The sequence below is a fragment of the Pararhizobium sp. genome, from assembly GCF_965279435.1.
Classification (GTDB): domain Bacteria; phylum Pseudomonadota; class Alphaproteobacteria; order Rhizobiales; family Rhizobiaceae; genus Pararhizobium.
Genome location: NZ_CBDIHY010000003.1, coordinates 3,947,925 through 3,963,686, shown reverse-complemented (window position 1 = coordinate 3,963,686; position 15,762 = coordinate 3,947,925). Strand labels below are relative to the sequence as shown.

Below are 15,762 nucleotides of genomic sequence, written 5' to 3'. Positions count from 1 at the left end.
GAGCGACTGCACGCCGCTCTTCCCTTTGATCGTCGTATCATCGGTTGGAGCCGCTGGTTTTCAGCCAGCGGCGGAGTGGAAAAAATCGTGATATCGCTCAGGACGCGACGTGCACGATCAGTTTGCCAAAATTCTTTCCATCGAGAAGGCCAATGAAGGCACTTGGCGCGTTTTCCAGCCCTTCGACGATGTCCTCCCGGTATTTCAGCCGGCCGTCGGAAATCCAGGCTGCGGCCTCGCGGTAGAAATCGGGACGCTGGTCTGCGAATTCGCGCTGTATAAAGCCTCTGATATTCAGGCTCTTGCGCAGGATCGCTCGCATGACGGCTGGCAGCTGATCGTGGGTGCCCTCACCGGAACGATCTTCGTTGTAATGTGCGATCAGGCCGCAGACAGGGATGCGGGCAAAATCGTTGAGTAAGGGAAACACCGCGCTCCACACGTGGCCGCCGACGTTTTCGAAATAGACGTCGATGCCATTCGGGCAGGCGGCTGCGAGTTCCCCGGCGAAATTGTTGGAGCGATGGTCAATCGCCGCGTCAAACCCAAGCTCACCCCGCACATAGTCGCATTTCTCACGGCCACCAGCGATGCCGACAGCGCGGGCGCCAAAAACCCTGGCGATCTGGCCGACCGCCGAGCCGACAGCACCGCTTGCGGCGGCGACCACAACGGTCTCTCCGGCCTTCGGTTTTCCAATATTGCGCAGGCCGGCATAGGCCGTGAAGCCGGGCATGCCGAGAATGCCGAGCGCGGTTGTGACGGGGGCTTGCTCGGGGTCGAGTTTTCGCAAGTCGCTGCCGTTCGAGATTGCATGGCTCTGCCAGCCGGAATGGGACAGGACGATATCGCCCGGATCGAAAGCGGCGTTACGCGAGCGCAGAACCCTCGCCACCGTTCCTCCTTCCATGACCCCGCCGATCTCGACCGGTTTGGCATAGGATTTCGCATCGTCCATGCGCCCGCGCATATAAGGGTCGAGGGAGAGGTAGAGGATCTGGAGAAGAACGTCGCCGTCGGCGATATCGCCGACTGCCTGTTGCTCGAGTCGAAAATTTTCCGTTACCGGCCGGCCGGAAGGACGTGAAGCAAGGACGATGCGGGTCGAAATTGGTTGGTCAGACATGGGCTATCCTTACATTTCCGGATTTCAGTTGTTTGTTTTCAAGCGTTTAGCGGCTTGCGATCGTACCGTTGATTGCTTCGCAGGCGAGGTGAGTTTTTCTCCATACCTCTCGCCAAAAAGAATGGCGTTCCTTATAAATCATTTTATCTACTGATTTTATAGACTAAGTTTTGCAACTTAGCGAAGGGATCGGTGGCTTATGCCCTACCTCCTCAGTCTCCTGGACAAAAGCCCGATCGAAGAGGGCAGCACCGCCGCAGATGCGTTGCGCGCAACGGTCAAGCTCGCTCAAAAGGCGGAAGAGCTTGGCTACCACCGTTTCTGGGTCGCCGAACATCATAGCATGTCCAATCTCGCAAGTTCAGCACCGGAAACGCTGATTGCGTATCTTCTGGCCAAGACGGCAAGGATCCGCGTTGGCTCAGGCGGCGTCATGCTGCAGCATTACAGTGCCTACAAGGTTGCCGAGACCTTCAATCTGCTGGCGTCGCTGGCACCTGCCCGTGTTGATCTTGGCGTCGGCAAGGCGCCGGGCGGCTTTCCGCTCTCGACCCGTGCCCTTCAGGTGGGCAGCGACGGAGCCAGAAAGCCGGACTTTGCCCAGCAACTGTCCGACATCAATACCTATCTCGCTGCCGATCCCGCTCACGAAGGTCCGCATGCGACCCCGTTTCCGCCGGCAGCACCGGAACGTTTCCTGCTCGGCGCCAGCGTTGACAGTGCTCAGCTTGCCGCAGCCAAGGGCTGGCGGCTGGTGTTTGCCGGTCAACTGAACGGCGACCCGGAGAACCTCAGCAAGACATTCGACGCCTATGCCCGGGCTAGCGGCGGCAAGACGCCGATCCTGGCGCTTGCGGCCTATGCCGCCGAAGACGCTGTCGTTGCGCGCAAGGCTATCGGCGATCTGCGCATCGTCAAGGTTTTCCTCACCGACGGCAGAAGCGTCAATGTCGGCACCGAGGAGCAGGCCGCCGAATACGCACGTCAGGCCGGTGTTGCCATCGAACGTCTCGAATCCAAGGCGCCGAGCGTTCTCCACGGAACGGCCGCCGAGGTTCGGGGGCAACTGGATGACCTGCACAGTCGCTACGGCATCACCGAGTTCATCATCGAAACGCCGGCCGTTGCCGCTGCCGAGCGCTTTGCTTCCATCGAACGCCTCGCCAACGAACGGCTGTCGCTCGCTGCCTGATATCGACAAAAAGGATTTCTCCGATGGTTCAAAAACACATTCCGTTCGGTATCATGCTGCAAGGCCCCGGTGGCCATATGAACGCCTGGAAACATCAAAGCGGCCCTGCTGACGCCAGCGTCAATTTCGAGTTCTTCGTCAATACGGCGCGCCGGGCGGAAGCCGCAGGCATTGCTTTCGCCTTCGTTGCCGACGGGCTCTACATCAACGCGCAGTCGATCCCGCATTTCCTCAACCGGTTCGAACCGATCTCCATCCTTTCGGCCTTAGCGGCCTCGACGTCAAAGATCGGCCTCGTCGGCACGGTTTCCACGTCCTATAGCGACCCGTTCACCGTTGCCCGCCAGTTTGCCACGATCGACCAGATCAGCGGCGGCAGGGCAGGCTGGAACGCCGTGACGACGCCGCTCGAAGGATCGGGCCGCAACTACAGCCGCGAGCACCCGGACCACGAGCTGCGCTACGAGATCGCCGACGAGTATCTCGATGTCATCAAGGGGCTTTGGGATTCCTGGGATGACGATGCCTTCGTCCGCAACCGGGAAACGGGCGTCTATGCCGACAAGTCGAAGCTGCACACGCTCGGCCACAAGGGCCGCTTCTTCCGCGTCGAAGGCCCGCTGAACATCGGCCGTTCGAAACAGGGGCAACCCGTCGTCTTCCAGGCGGGGGCGTCGGATTCCGGTATCAAGCTCGCCGGCAAGCATGCCGATGCCGTCTTCACCAATGGCGGGCCGATCGAGGATGCAAAGGTCTTCTACAAGCAGGTCAAGCAAAGCACGATTGCGCAAGGGCGCCGCGCCGCTGAAATCGGCCTTTACCCCGGCATCGGACCTGTGGTCGGCGCAACGGCGGAAGAGGCGGAACAGAAATACCAGGCGATCCGCAACCTCGTTACAATCGACGAGGCACTGCTCTATCTCGGCCGTTTCTTCGATCATCACGATTTCAGCATCTATCCGTTGGACGAAACCTTTCCCGATATCGGCGATATCGGCAAGAACAGTTTTCGCGCGACGACTGACCGGATCAAGAAGACGGGGCGTGAGAAGAACCTCACACTGCGCGAAATCGCCCTTGATGCGGCAACGCCGCGCACAGCGTTTATCGGTACGGCTGAGCATATCGCCGACGAGATCATTCGCTGGGTGGAGGAGGGCGCTGCTGACGGTTTCATTCTCGGCTTCCCGGTGATTGCCGAAGGGCTCGACGATTTCGCCACCCATGTCCTGCCGATCCTGGAACAGCGCGGCTATTTCAATCCTGTGCTCGAGGGGGAGACCCTGCGCGATCATCTCGGGCTGGAATACCGGCAGAGCCGCTATGCAGCCCCCGCCGAAGACGTTGAGCGCGGAAAGGCGGTCGGCGCTTAGGCGCCGGGAGCCGGCTATGAACATCATCGCACAACCCCAGCGCCTGAATGATCCGGTAGAGCGCGGCATCGCCGCATATCTCGACGAAATCGTCGCCCTTCGCCACGACCTGCACCAATATCCGGAACTTGCCTTTCAAGAGCGCCGTACCAGCAAGCTGATTGCCTCCCATCTTTCTTCCTGGGGTTATGAAGTGACCACCGGTATTGCCGGAACGGGTGTTGTGGCCACGCTGAAGCGCGGCGATGGCGAGCGCCGGATCGGCATCCGTGCCGATATGGATGCACTGCCGATCGAGGAAGCCACCGGGCTTTCCTATGCCAGCAACAATCCAGACGTCATGCATGCCTGCGGCCACGATGGTCATACCTCTATCCTGCTCGCCGCAGCCCGTTATCTCGCCGAAAGCGGAGCGTTCAATGGCACGCTTCACCTGATCTTCCAGCCGGCCGAGGAAATCGGTGCCGGTGCGCGAAAGATGATCTCGGATGGGCTGTTTGAGCGCTTTCCTGTCGATGCGATCTTCGGGCTGCACAATTGGCCGGGTGTTCCGTTGGGTCAGTTCGGCTTTGTCGCCGGGCCGGCGATGGCCTCCGTCGATCAGGCAAAGATCCGCATCGTCGGCAAGGGCGGCCATGGGGCTGAGCCGCATCGCGCCGTCGATCCGGTGCTGGCGTCTGCGTCCTTCATCACAGCGCTACAGAGCGTCGTATCACGCAATGTCGATCCGCAGGAAGTGGCGGTGGCAACGGTCGGGTCGATCCATGCGGGCTCGGCCTCCAACGTCATCCCGGAAAGTGTCGAGCTGAAGCTCACCATGCGCGCTTTCACGGAAACTGTCCGGCAACAGCTGCAGGAACGCATTCCGGCGCTGGCGCGGGCGCAGGCGGAGAGTTTTGGTGCAGTGGCTGAGGTGGACTACCGGCTGGGCTTTCCGGCGCTGATCAATAACCGCGCAGAGACGGATTTTGCCCGGAGTGTCGCGCTCGACACGTTTGGCCCTTCACGGGTCGAGGAAGGTTTCAAGCCGCGTACGGCAAGCGAGGATTTCGCCTTCATGCTGCAGGAAAAGCCGGGCAGCTATCTGTTCGTCGGCAATGGCGACACGGCGCCTCTGCACAGCGCCCATTACGATTTCAACGACGCAATCATCGCGCCCGCTGCCCGCTACTGGGTGCGGCTGGCGGAAACCTTTCTCAACTGAAGACATCAACAGACCACCTTCAGCAGGCCCGGTCTCAACAGGAATGGCGAACATGAGTGATACGTTTGTCTACACCACGCCCCTCGATCCCCGCGCAAAGCCGCTGATCGACGAACTGACCTACGAATACGACAGCCGTTACGGCTCGTACTTCAGCGAGGCTGGTGCAGCCGAAGAGATGAACCGCTATCCGGCCGAAGCTTTCGCGCCGCCATACGGCAATTTCCTGCTGCTCGAGCGTAACGGCGAGACGATCGGTGGCGGTGCTTTCAAGCACTATGACGAGCGCACCGCCGAGTTCAAACGCATCTGGACACGCTCCGACCTGCGCCGTCAGGGCCTTGCTGTCAAAGTCCTGCTCGAGCTTGAGGTACAGGCAGCCAAGCAGGGTTACTCCCGCATCTACCTGACCACCGGGTTTCGCCAGCCGGAGGCCGTCGGCCTCTATCTGAAGTACGGCTACACCGCCCTGTTCGACATCCATGCCGATCCGGAAATCTACAAGTCGCTGCCTTTTGAAAAAGAGATCGGCCACCTCGCGACCGTTGGGCTGCCCGGAGGCGTGTCTGCACAACAGCCGTTGCAGCGTGCGGTTGGACAGCGCTGAGCGATCAGAAACTTCATCGTTTTTACCAGGGGTCACACATGGCGCTCACGACAGATTTTGCAGGCATCGAGCCAAGCCGTAGGGCGGCTGAGCACAGCCAGGACTATTCGCGCTACCGGATCATCCCTGCGCGTCATCCCGGCCGTCTGGTCGGTACGGTGTTTGCCGGCCTCGTCATCGCCGCCGTGCTCTATTCGACCTTCACCAATCCCCGATGGGGCTGGAATGTCTTTGCCGAATGGTTCTTCTCCGAGCCCGTTCTGGCTGGTCTCGGCAGGACGCTGCTGCTGACGGCGCTGGCCACCGTGTCGGGCTCGGTTCTGGGCACGGGATTGGCGCTGGCCCGGGTGTCTAAGTCACCGCTGCTGTCCGGCCTCTCATGGGGCTATGTCTGGCTGCTGCGATCGATCCCGTTGATCGTGTTGCTGCTGGTCCTCAACAATCTCGGCTACCTCTATGAGACGATCCGCATCGCCGTGCCGTTCACCAATGCGGTTCTGCTGGATTATCCGACAGTGCAACTGCTGACGCCGTTTGCTGCCGCGTTCCTCGGCCTGACGCTGAACCAATCGGCCTTCTTTTCGGAAATTGTCCGTGGCGGCATTCTGTCGGTCGATCAGGGGCAGCTCGAGGCCGCAGCCGCCCTTGGCCTGCCGCGGCGGCGCCAGGTGTTTCGCATCGTCCTGCCGCAGGCCATGCGCTCGATCCTGCCGACCGGTTTCAACGAGATCATCGGTCTGGCGAAAAGCACCTCCATGGTCTACGTGCTCGCCTTGCCGGAACTGTTTTACACGGTTCAGGTGATCTATCGCCGCAACCTTGAAGTCATCCCGCTGCTGATGGTGGCGACGGCCTGGTATCTGGTGATCATGACCGTTTTGTCGGTCGCTCAGTATTATATCGAGCGGTACTTTTCGAAGGGCGCGGTGCGCAATCCGGTGCCGCTGCCTTTCCAGTCCTTTTTCAACCGTTTTCGCCAGCCGCTGCCGCTGCAGACGGCTGTGACAAGCAGCCAGGCTGTCCGCAAGATCGGCTTTCGTGACGCGCCCTTGGTGCGTGCTGGTGCTCCCGTGCGCATCCACGGCATTTCCAAGAGTTTTGGTGCCCTGAAAGTGCTGGATGCGATCGATCTGACCTTGCCGGCAGGCAGCGTCACGGCCATCCTTGGCCCGTCCGGTTCCGGCAAGTCGACCTTGCTGCGCGCCATCAATCATCTCGAGCGTGTTGATAGCGGCTTCATCTCCGTCGATGGCGATCTCGTTGGCTACCGCCAGAATGGCGAGACGCTCTACGAACTGAAGGAAAAGGATATCCTCAAACGCCGCGCCGATATCGGCATGGTTTTCCAGAACTTCAATCTCTTTCCGCATCTCACTGTGCTGGAAAACCTGATCGAAGCACCGATGCAGGTCCGGGGGACGGATCGCGCTGCGGCCGTCGAGCTGGCGCGGGAACTTCTCGCCCGTGTCGGCTTGACGGACAAGATCGATGCCTATCCCCGCCAGTTGTCGGGTGGCCAGCAGCAGCGTGTTGCCATCGCGAGAGCCTTGGCGCTGAAGCCGAAGGTGCTGCTGTTCGACGAGCCGACATCGGCGCTTGACCCGGAACTGGTGGGTGAAGTGCTCGATGTGATCAAGGAGTTGGCGCGCACCGGCACGACACTGGTCATCGTCACTCACGAAGTCGGGTTTGCCCGTGAAGTCGCCGATACCGTCGTGTTCATGGAAGGCGGCCACATTCTGGAAGTCGGCCCACCGGCCCGGGTCTTCAGCCAGCCGAACCACCCGCGTACCCGCGAATTCCTCGCAAAAGTTCTCTAGCAAATTCCCGGCCGCCTGAGCGGATGGGATGGGACTAACATCAACTACAACCTTAAGATGAAAATGGAGACGGGATACATGACATTTTTACACAGTGCTAAACTTCTGATGGCAGGCGCCGTGACGATCGCGGCCCTCGGTTTGGGCTCCGCGCACGCCGCCGAGAAATTTGATTTGAGCCCGGATATTTCCAAGCGGGTTCGTGCCGAGAAGGACGATGCGGCGGTCAAGGCGATCTCAAGCGACTTCAAATTCGTGACGCCGGGCAAGCTCACTGTTGCCATCAATGCCTGGGATCCGCCGATCGCCACCTACGCTTCGGATGCAAAAACACTGGTTGGCGCCGATCCGGACCTCGCTTCGCTTCTGGCGGATTCGCTGGGGCTGGAGCTAGAACTGGTGTCCGTTGCCTGGGCAGACTGGCCGCTCGGCGTCGCGTCCGGCAAATATGACGCCGTCATCAGCAACGTCACGGTCACTGAAGAGCGCAAGGAGAAGTTCGATTTCTCCACCTATCGCAAGGATGTGCTCGGCTTCTACGTCAAGGCCGACAGCAAGACCACAGAGATCAAGGAGCCGAAGGATGTCGCCGGGCTGAAGGTCATCACCGGTGCCGGCACCAATCAGGAAAAGATCATTCTCGAATGGGACCGGCAGAACGTTGCCGCCGGCCTGGCACCGATCGAGGTGCAATACTATGACGACCGCGCTGCAAGCGATCTGGCGATCCAGTCCGGCCGCGCCGATGTTGAGTTCAATCCGAACGCAACGCAGGCCTATAGCGCCTCGATCAAGAACCAGACCAAGCTCGTTGGCATCGTCAGCGGTGGCTGGCCTCTGGCAGCCGACATTGCAGTTACCACCCGCAAGGGCGCCGGTCTTGCCGACGCGGTCACCGTCGCGATCAACGACCTGATCAAGAGCGGCAAGTATGGCGAGGTGCTGAAGCACTGGAGTCTCGAAGCCGAAGGCGTCGATCAGTCCTTTACCAACCCAGCCGGCTTACCGAAAAGCGGTTCGTAAGGCGGCACGAGGCGGCCCGGCGCTGTTCTGGCGCCGGGCCGGGTATTTCCACGGAGATGATGACAATGACTGACAGACCGGCTTTCCGAACTTTACTGATCACAGCACTTGCTTCGACGCTGACCTTTTTCGGGACGGCTCAGGCGGACGAGGTGTTCGACCTCAGCCCAGAACAACCAGCCCGTATCCGGGCGGAAAAGAATGATGCTGCCATTGCGGCAATCTCCAAGGATTTCTCCTTCGTTTCGCCCGGAAAGTTCACGGTCGCGGTCAGTCCCGGCGGGCCGCCGCTCGCCACCTATGCGACGGATGCAAAGACCGTGGTTGGGGCCGATCCGGATTACGCGTCTGCCGTTGCCGATAGCCTCGGGCTCGAACTGGAACTCGTTCCTGTCGCCTGGATCGACTGGCCGCTCGGCCTGGTATCCGGCAAGTACGATGCAGTCATTTCCAATGTCGGTGTCACCGAACAGCGCAAGGAAAAGTTCGATTTCTCCACCTACCGCCAAGGCTTGCACGGCTTCTTCGTCAAGTCCGACAGCCCGATCAGCGTGATCAAGGAGCCGAAGGATGCTGCGGGCCTGCGTATCATCGTCGGCGCCGGCACCAACCAGGAGCGCATCCTGCTTCGATGGAATGACGAAAACGTCGCCGCCGGGTTGAAGCCGCTGGAACTGCAATATTATGACGACGAGGCGGCAAGCCTTCTGGCTGTCTCTTCGGGCAGGGCCGAGGTTATCGTCCAGCCGCATGCGCAGCTCGTCTACATCGCCGCGCGCGACCACAACATCAAACGTGTCGGCACCTTGAGCGCGGGCTGGCCGGATCGCTCCGACGTGGCCATCACCACGAAAAAGGGCAGTGGGCTGGCGGATGCTCTGACCGTCGCTACCAACGGGCTGATCGAGAAGGGCGTCTACGCCAGGGTTCTCGACCATTGGCATCTGAGCGAGGAAGCCCTGCCGAAGTCGGAAACCAATCCGCCCGGCCTGCCGAAATCCTGAAGTCAAAATTCTGAAGGAAGAAGACACGATGAGCAGCATCGCCATCAACCATATCGGCTTTTTGACGCCCGGTAATTATCCCGCTGACGATCCACTGTCCGGATTTGAAAAGACACTGAAACTCCTTGAATACGGGGAAGAGCTCGGCCTTCAAAGCGCTTGGGCACGCCAGCGGCATCTGGAGCCCGGCATCTCGTCGGCAACGGCCTTTCTGGCGGCGGCAACCCAGCGCACGAGCCGCATCCAGCTTGGCACGGCGGTCATCCCGATCGGCTATGAAAGCCCTTACAGGCTCGCTGAAGATCTCTCGACTGTCGATGTTCTCTCACGCGGACGCCTGAACGTCGGCTTGAGCGCCGGGCGGCCGCTGCATGCCGATCTGATCGCACCACTGGTCTTCGATGGCGATTGGGAGGGGTATGATTTCTCCCACGAGCGTGTCCTGCGCTTCGTCGACAATTTGAAGAGCAAGCCTGTGGGGGATGAGACAACCTTTATCAAAACGCCCTTCGGACCGCAGCGACCCCGGTTGCAGCCCCACGCGAAGGGGCTGACCGACCGGATCTGGTACGGCGGCGGGTCGTTGCGGTCTGCCACCTGGGCTGGGGGTAACGGTTTCAACCTTCTGATCGGCAATGTCACGACCGGCGAGGACACGGATGATTTTTTCGTTGCCCAATCGCGGCAGCTGGCGGCCTACCGCGCGGCCGGCGGGGCGGGGAGGCGGGTTGGGCTAGGGCGCGTCATCGTGCCGACCGACAGCGCCGATGCGCAGACCCGCAAGCGTTATCTCGACTACGCGGCGGGGCGGAATGAACGGACGCTGACGCCGCAAGGCGAGCGCCGAACGCTTTATGCCCGCGATATCGTCGGCACGTCTGCGGAAATCCTGGAGCGTTTGTTTGCCGACCCGATCCTGCCGCATGTCAGCGAACTCAGGCTGGAGCTTCCCTATGAATTCGAAGACGCGCAGTATCGCCAGATCATCCACGACTTCGCCACGCTGATTGCGCCCCGGCTCGGCTGGATCAACGGTGTTGACCGGCAAAAGCGAACGGCCTGATCAGGCCCGGGGCTTCCTTTCCATATCAATATCCGCAGGAATGACAGGCATTGACCAAAATCGTTGAGTATTTCTTCTCCATCGGCTCGCCGTGGTCCTATATCGGCTTTGACGCATTTATCGACCTTGCGGAAAAGAACGATGTCGAGATCAGACCCTATCTGACAACCGTCGTTGAAGAGAATGGCGGGATCTTTTCGCGCAATCGCCCGCAAGTCCGGCGCAGCTACTGGATGCGCGACCTGAAACGCTGGGCGGGTGTGCGTGGCAAGACGCTGATCCTTGAAAACCGTCCGGAACTGAGCGATCCGGCACCAGCTTCGCTGATCATCATTGCCGCCTATCTCGACGGCAGGGATTGGATCGGCCTGACCCGTGCCCTGCAACAAGCCTTCTGGGGCGAGGCAAAGGATATCGGCCAGACGCATGTCCGCGAAGCGATTGCAAATGCGGCGGGTTTTGATGGCGCAAGCCTGCTGAAACGGCAGGGGGACGAGGACGTCAGGGCCAAATGGGCTGCCGACCGCGAGCACGCGCTGGAAAGCGGCGTCTTCGGTTTCCCGACATTCCTGTACGACAGCGAGATTTACTGGGGGCAGGACAATCTGCCGTTCCTGGAGCGTCACGTCGCCGGCGACCGACCTTAACCCGCCATTCGAATTCGGACTGGGTAAGAATTGCACCCTTCATATCGGGCCGATCAGTGCCGAAAACGGCGCAATCCGCAGGGGGCGCCGTCAAAGAAATGCAGGACACTATGAGCGACAACGACCGCACACCAACGACCATCGGCCCCAACACGCAGTTGGTCCGGACGGGATATGACCCCGTCGATTATCACGGCTTCATCAACCCCCCGGTGGTCCGGGCATCGACCGTGCTTTTCCCCAATGCGCAAGCGATGGAAACACATAGCCAAAAATACACCTATGCAACGCGGGGCACGCCAACGACCGATGCTCTGTGTCAGGCTGTCAATGAACTGGAAGGTGCTGCAGGCACGATTATCGTGCCGTCGGGACTTGCCGCCGTCACTCTCGCATTCCTGGCGTATCTGACGCCGGGCGACCATGCCTTGATCGTCGATTCCGTCTACGGCAACGTCCGGCATTTTTGCGATACGATGCTCAAACGTTTCGGTGTCGAGGTCGAATATTACCATCCGTCGATTGGAGTCGGGATCGAAGCAATGCTCAAGCCGAATACCAAGCTTGTGCATCTGGAAGCGCCGGGCTCGAATACGTTCGAGATGCAGGACGTTCCCGCGATCGCCGCTGCCGCACACAGTCAGGGAGCGGTGGTGACGATGGACAATACGTGGGCGACGCCGTTGTTTTTCAGGCCGCTCGATTTCGGCGTCGACGTTTCCATTCAGGCCTCGACCAAATATCCGGCTGGCCATGCCGATATTCTGCTGGGGACCGTTTCTGCCAATGCCGACCATTGGAAACGTCTGAGGCAGGCGAATGGCGCGCTCGGCATTTGCGGCGCTGCAGACGATGCCTATCAGGTCCTGCGCGGTCTCCGTACCATGGGTCTGCGTCTGGAACGTCACCAGGCCAGTGCGCTGGAGATCGCGCAATGGCTGGAAGGCAGGGACGATGTGGCGCGCGTTCTCAATCCGGCTATGCCGAGTTTCCCCGGCCACGATATCTGGAAACGCGACTTCAATGGTGCAAGCGGCGTCTTTTCCTTCGTGTTGGCGGTCTCCCGCCCGGAGGACTTCAAAAGGAAAGCGCAGTCATTTCTCGACGCTCTCTCGCTGTTCGGGCTTGGCTATTCGTGGGGCGGTTTTCCGAGCCTGGCGCTGCACGTCAACCTGGACGAGCGGCACATTCTGCAGGCTCCGACAGAAGGCCCGGTGCTGCGTCTTCATATCGGGCTTGAGGACGTGATCGATCTCAAGGCTGACCTGGAAAAGGGTTTTGCCGCCGCACACGCGATCTGATTCTGCATCACGTCCGCTCAATGTGTCCGGCCGCGCCGGTTCGAGGCTGTCCAGATACTGGAACGGCCTTCTGCCGTTTCCCCAGGTCTGGGGAACTGCGACGGTGCTATTTCGCCGATCGCCACGTGTGGCTTGGATAAAGCTTCATTTTTAAGACAAGTTTTCGCTCGCAAGCTTGTTGTTCGCGGATAACTGGCTAAAAGGAGCGGGACCGACCAAGGGCGCTTGTCTTGAGAGACGATAGCGCCAATTCCCGTATCCGGCTGTTCGCTTTGCGGTTGAACGCCGACCAAGGACCCGACATCATGCGCGATCTCGTCGCTCGCTTCTTTTCCTATTACCGGCCGCATCGGCGTCTTTTCCTGCTGGATTTCTCCTGCGCGGTGACGTCAGGCCTGCTGGAGCTAGGTTTCCCGATTGCCGTCAAGCTGTTCATCGACGTGCTGTTGCCGACAGGGCAGTGGGGCTATGTGACGGCAGCATCGGCTGGCCTGATGGCGATCTATCTCATCAATGGTGGGTTGATGGCAATCGTCACCTATTGGGGCCATATGCTCGGGATCAATATCGAGACCGAGATGCGGCGCAAGGCCTTTGATCACCTGCAGAAACTCTCCTTCGGCTATTTCGACAATCAGAAGACTGGCCATCTGGTGGCCCGCTTGACCAAAGACCTGGAGGAGATCGGCGAGGTCGCTCATCACGGACCGGAAGATGTGGTCATTGCCATCATGACGCTGATCGGCGCCTTCCTTTTGATGTTCTCGGTCAACCCGAAGCTGGCGATGATCACAGCACTGGTGCTGCCACTGACGGCGTGGCTGACCACTCGCTACGGTGGCCGGATGACCCGCAACTGGCAGGCGCTCTACAATCGCGTCGGCGATTTCAACGCCCGCATCGAGGAAAATGTTGGCGGCATCCGTGTCGTGCAGGCGTTTGCCAATGAGGATCACGAGCGCGGATTGTTCGAGCAGGACAACCAGCGCTATCGCAAGACCAAGCTCGATGCCTACCGCATCATGGCCGTCTCGACGACGATGAGTTATCTCTCCATGCGTCTCGTCCAGATGGTCGTGCTGGTGGCCGGCAGCTATTTCGTTCTGAGCGGTGAACTGACGCCTGGCGGTTTCGTCGGGTTCCTGCTTCTGGTTGGCGTATTCTTCCGCCCGGTCGACAAGATCAATTCGGTCATCGAGACCTATCCCAAGGGCATTGCCGGTTTTCGCCGCTATATCGATTTTCTCGATACGCGCCCGGATATCGCCGATAGACCGGATGCCCGTGATGTGTCCGGGCTGAAGGGCAATATCCGCTATAACAAGGCTTCATTCGGCTATCGGGAATCGAAGGCGATCGTCAAGGATCTGAACATCGATATCCGTGCCGGCGAGACGGTTGCTTTCGTCGGTCCTTCAGGTGCCGGCAAGACGACAATCTGCGCTCTCTTGCCGCGTTTCTACGAGGTGACCGGCGGTTCCATCACCATTGACGATATCGACATCCGCGACATGAGCCTGCGGTCGCTACGCAATCATATCGGCATCGTCAGCCAGGATGTTTTCCTGTTCGCAGGGTCGCTGCGCGAAAACATCGCTTATGGAAGGCTGGATGCCAGCGAAGCGGATATTATCGAAGCGGCCAGAAAGGCGCGGCTCGAAAGCGTCATTGCCGACCTGCCGCAGGGGCTGGATACGGTTGTCGGTGAGCGCGGTGTGAAATTGTCGGGCGGACAGAAGCAGCGACTGGCAATTGCCCGCATCTTCCTGAAGAACCCGCCGATCCTGATCCTCGATGAAGCGACATCGGCGCTCGACACCGAAACCGAGCGTGCCATCCAGCAATCTCTTTCGGAATTGTCGAAGGGACGAACGACACTGGTTATCGCCCATCGGCTGGCGACGATCACCCAGGCAGACCGTATTCTCGTCGTCAACGAGGGAGCGATTGTTGAGGATGGGAGTCATGCTGAACTCCTGAGCAAGAACGGTCTCTATAGCCGCCTCAGTCAGTTGCAGTCCGGGTAAGACGCGCGTTGCAAGGGAACCTTGGTGACGGTCGGGCGTTGTGTGTCCACTGTTCAAAAAGGAGAACAACATGCGGTGGATCTCAAAGCCCTTGTTCGCGGGTGCGATGCTTCTGACGGGAGCCGGCTTCGCTTCGGCCGGTATGATGGCAACAACGGCAACGGACCTGACGGTCTATTCCGGACCAGGCGCGGATTACCCCTCCGTCGGTATTGCCACGCGCGGCAGCGCCGCAGCGCTGGATGGTTGCCTTGAGGGCGAAAGCTGGTGCCGCATCGACGTCAACGGTCTGCGCGGTTGGGTATACGCGAAGGAACTGACGGTCGATTACGATGGCGCGCCTGTCATCATTCAGGAGCGCCGCGCTGATCTCGGGGTTCCGGTGGTGACTTATGAAAAGACCGTGGTCGTGGATGGTCCTGCATCTCCGGGGCCTGGCGATGAACTGATTGGCACTGTCGATAGCAGCGGTGCAATCATTCCGCCGCCGGAAGTCCGCACCTATATCGATGGCACACCGATGGATGCCGTTGCCTATGACGGTGAAGTGGTTGTCGGAGCGACACTGCCCGGTGACATGGTGATCACCCAGGTGCCGAATTATCAGTACAGTTATGTGCGCATCAACGACCGGCCAATGCTGGTCGATCCGCAGAGCCGGCGCATTGTCTATGTGTATGAATAAGCTGAATGCAAAGCAGGCCGCGTTAAACGCGGCCTGCTTTGCTGTTATCATGATGCGGAGTGAAGGATGACCTCTCGCACGCTTATGGTCGGGGTCATCGCGCTCATCGTCGGTTCGATCCTGAGCATCCTTGCTGTTCAATATTTCTCACCGGACGAAAGTGCTACGAGCACTGTTCCGCCGGACCCGCTGGTTGTTGCACCGGAAAATGCAGCCGAGCAAACCAAATAGCCGCCGCGCCTCTTTCGCGGCATTATCCTTACCCGGTATGCGCGACTGGAAAATCCTGCCGCAGGGCTGTCTCACATGCTCTGGTCAATACCACAGGGTCCCGTTCTCCGCTCTGATAGAGCCGGACAATAGCGGCGGCGCAAATCTGCATGTCTGCGTCCGAGCCCGTGGTCTGATGCGTCTTGCAAAACTGATCGAAAACCTGCCGCAACGCATCAATATCCTCGGTGCAGAGGGCATCGGCATGCGGATTGAAATATGCCATTGTGGTTCCTCCTTTGAGGATGGACGTTTTGTCCGGGTCCGTATTCGATAGAAAAACGGCCGTTATGGCTGCAGTGTAGCGCGATTTGAATTCGGCGCTATTCACTAAGACATGTGTTGCGGTGCCACGAAAATTCTTTTGATAGGCAACCTTTTGCGTCCTCATGCTTTTTCCCTCTACACGGGGAAAATGCT

General features: G+C 59.6%; 15 protein-coding genes. 13 read left to right on the top strand and 2 right to left on the bottom strand.

The genetic code is table 11. The features are described 5' to 3' along the window. Positions 1-97 precede the first annotated feature (97 nt). Entirely contained in the window at positions 98-1,126 is a 1,029-nt protein-coding gene (locus tag ACQY8Q_RS25030) for an NADP-dependent oxidoreductase (protein ID WP_428429164.1), read from the bottom strand. A 199-nt stretch (positions 1,127-1,325) separates the two neighbouring features. Between ACQY8Q_RS25030 and ACQY8Q_RS25025 the strand changes: the two genes are divergently transcribed. The 13 genes from ACQY8Q_RS25025 (at position 1,326) to ACQY8Q_RS24965 (ending at position 15,303) form a co-directional block, all read left to right on the top strand. Further along, positions 1,326-2,318 carry an MsnO8 family LLM class oxidoreductase gene (locus ACQY8Q_RS25025; RefSeq protein WP_428429163.1) on the top strand — a complete coding sequence of 331 codons (993 nt, stop codon included), beginning with the start codon at positions 1,326-1,328 and terminating at the stop codon, positions 2,316-2,318. Positions 2,319-2,341: 23 nt separating this feature from the next. Next, positions 2,342-3,691, top strand: coding sequence for an LLM class flavin-dependent oxidoreductase (locus ACQY8Q_RS25020; RefSeq protein WP_428429162.1), 1,350 nt, complete (start codon positions 2,342-2,344; stop codon positions 3,689-3,691). Between the two features lie 16 nt (positions 3,692-3,707). Continuing rightward, positions 3,708-4,895 (top strand): M20 aminoacylase family protein, encoded by a 1,188-nt coding sequence (locus ACQY8Q_RS25015; RefSeq protein WP_428429160.1) that lies wholly within the window; start codon positions 3,708-3,710, stop codon positions 4,893-4,895. A 52-nt stretch (positions 4,896-4,947) separates the two neighbouring features. Next, the gene (locus ACQY8Q_RS25010; RefSeq protein WP_428429158.1) at positions 4,948-5,502 is read left to right on the top strand and encodes a GNAT family N-acetyltransferase; all 555 of its coding nucleotides are present in this window, start codon (positions 4,948-4,950) and stop codon (positions 5,500-5,502) included. A gap of 38 nt (positions 5,503-5,540) precedes the next feature. Continuing rightward, positions 5,541-7,322, top strand: coding sequence for an amino acid ABC transporter permease/ATP-binding protein (locus tag ACQY8Q_RS25005; RefSeq protein ID WP_428429157.1), 1,782 nt, complete (start codon positions 5,541-5,543; stop codon positions 7,320-7,322). A gap of 78 nt (positions 7,323-7,400) precedes the next feature. Continuing rightward, a complete protein-coding gene (locus ACQY8Q_RS25000) occupies positions 7,401-8,345 on the top strand; it encodes an ABC transporter substrate-binding protein (RefSeq protein ID WP_428429156.1) in 945 nt (314 codons plus the stop codon). Positions 8,346-8,404: 59 nt separating this feature from the next. Next, positions 8,405-9,349, top strand: a complete 945-nt coding sequence (locus ACQY8Q_RS24995; RefSeq protein ID WP_428429155.1) for an ABC transporter substrate-binding protein — start codon at positions 8,405-8,407, stop codon at positions 9,347-9,349. A gap of 28 nt (positions 9,350-9,377) precedes the next feature. Then, positions 9,378-10,412, top strand: coding sequence for an LLM class flavin-dependent oxidoreductase (locus tag ACQY8Q_RS24990; RefSeq protein ID WP_428429153.1), 1,035 nt, complete (start codon positions 9,378-9,380; stop codon positions 10,410-10,412). A 50-nt stretch (positions 10,413-10,462) separates the two neighbouring features. Beyond that, positions 10,463-11,059 (top strand): 2-hydroxychromene-2-carboxylate isomerase, encoded by a 597-nt coding sequence (locus ACQY8Q_RS24985; RefSeq protein ID WP_428429152.1) that lies wholly within the window; start codon positions 10,463-10,465, stop codon positions 11,057-11,059. A gap of 110 nt (positions 11,060-11,169) precedes the next feature. After that, entirely contained in the window at positions 11,170-12,360 is a 1,191-nt protein-coding gene (locus ACQY8Q_RS24980; RefSeq protein WP_428429151.1) for a cystathionine beta-lyase, read from the top strand. A gap of 305 nt (positions 12,361-12,665) precedes the next feature. Beyond that, positions 12,666-14,387: an ABC transporter ATP-binding protein gene (locus ACQY8Q_RS24975; protein ID WP_428429870.1), complete on the top strand. Its 1,722-nt coding sequence runs from the start codon at positions 12,666-12,668 to the stop codon at positions 14,385-14,387. 70 nt (positions 14,388-14,457) lie between these two features. Then, positions 14,458-15,072 (top strand): DUF1236 domain-containing protein, encoded by a 615-nt coding sequence (locus ACQY8Q_RS24970; RefSeq protein WP_428429150.1) that lies wholly within the window; start codon positions 14,458-14,460, stop codon positions 15,070-15,072. Positions 15,073-15,138: 66 nt separating this feature from the next. Beyond that, on the top strand, positions 15,139-15,303 hold the full coding sequence (locus ACQY8Q_RS24965) for a hypothetical protein (protein ID WP_428429149.1): 165 nt from the start codon (positions 15,139-15,141) through the stop codon (positions 15,301-15,303). A gap of 28 nt (positions 15,304-15,331) precedes the next feature. Here ACQY8Q_RS24965 and ACQY8Q_RS24960 read toward each other — a convergent pair whose 3' ends face one another. Then, positions 15,332-15,733, bottom strand: coding sequence for a hypothetical protein (locus tag ACQY8Q_RS24960; RefSeq protein WP_428429148.1), 402 nt, complete (start codon positions 15,731-15,733; stop codon positions 15,332-15,334). Between the last annotated feature and the right edge of the window lie 29 nt (positions 15,734-15,762).